Source organism: Trinickia fusca, assembly GCF_003628145.1.
In the GTDB taxonomy this organism is placed as follows: Bacteria; Pseudomonadota; Gammaproteobacteria; order Burkholderiales; family Burkholderiaceae; genus Trinickia; species Trinickia fusca.
Genome location: NZ_RBZV01000041.1, coordinates 1 through 1,037 on the forward strand (window position 1 = coordinate 1; position 1,037 = coordinate 1,037).

The window sequence follows — 1,037 nt, forward strand, 5'->3', positions numbered from 1 at the left end:
GGTGTCGAGCGCAAGCGTGCTGTCGATTTTGTAGTTCAGGACGTAGTCGACGATATCGACGAGCACTTGATCCGGATCAGGCCGGACGTTGGAGATCGGTGCGGACATCGAGGGAAGCTCCGTGTTCAAAAAGGATTAGTTGCTCTTTTGCAGCGCGTTCGATTGCGTCGGAGCCGGCGAGCCTTGTTGCGCCATCTCGTCCGTCTTGCACTCGTCGGCCAGGCGGCCGCCGTCGTGGTCCGAGAACAGCATGGCCTTCGTCGGGATCACGACGAGGTCGAGGCCGGTTGCGGCGTCATGAAAGCGGTCGGCACCCGTCGTCGTCGTTTCGCGCGGCAGGTTGTAGTTCTTGTTGGCCCAGTGCACGGTCACGATCTGGTCGCGCTTCATGTCGCCCTTGAGCATGAACGACAGACCTTCGTTGCACGACCACTTCACCGCGCCGTCCGGAACCGGATCGGTCTTGGCGGCGGCGGTCTTGGTCGACTTGCGCTTGATCAGGCGGTGCTTCGGCGCCGGCGCTTTGGCCTTGGCTGTGGCGCTCTTCGTAGCGGTGCCGCTCGCGGTTTGCGCGAGTGCGTCGGTCGCGGCGAACAGCATCGTGGCGGACAGCGTGCTAACGACAGTGGCGATCAGCAGTTTCTTCATGGATTCAAGACCTTTCGAATAACAGTGAGACATAGTGAGCGTGAACCCAACGCGACCGTGAAGCGGACAGTGCGCCGGTTACAAGCCGCCCGCGAGCCGGGCTCGCATGCGGCGGTCGCTATTTTCTCCTATTTAGCGGAGCAAACTTCAGATTTTCAGGTCCGGTGTAGTTCGCGCTCGGGCGGATGATCTTGTTGTCGACGCGTTGCTCGATCACGTGCGCGCTCCAGCCGGAGGTGCGCGCGATCACGAACAGCGGCGTGAACATCGCCGTGGGCACGCCCATCATGTGGTACGACACGGCGCTGAACCAGTCCAGGTTCGGGAACATCTTCTTGGCGTCCCACATCACCGTCTCGAGCCGCTCGGCGATGTTGAACAGCTTCATG

Annotated in this window: 2 protein-coding genes; both read right to left on the reverse strand. The window is 61.3% G+C overall.

Annotation, left to right across the window (positions count from 1 at the left end):
- Window positions 1-135: 135 nt before the first annotated feature.
- Complete coding sequence (locus D7S89_RS27065; protein ID WP_121281928.1) at window positions 136-648, reverse strand: hypothetical protein; 513 nt, start codon at window positions 646-648, stop codon at window positions 136-138.
- A gap of 118 nt (window positions 649-766) precedes the next feature.
- The coding region (locus D7S89_RS27070; RefSeq protein WP_281273197.1) for a citrate/2-methylcitrate synthase at window positions 767-1,037 on the reverse strand (271 nt) is incomplete at its 5' end.

Bases quoted from the DNA above. Each gene is read 5' to 3' on its own strand.
- D7S89_RS27065 (WP_121281928.1), bottom strand. From the start codon at position 648: ATGAAGAAACTGCTGATCGCCACTGTCGTTAGCACGCTGTCCGCCACG.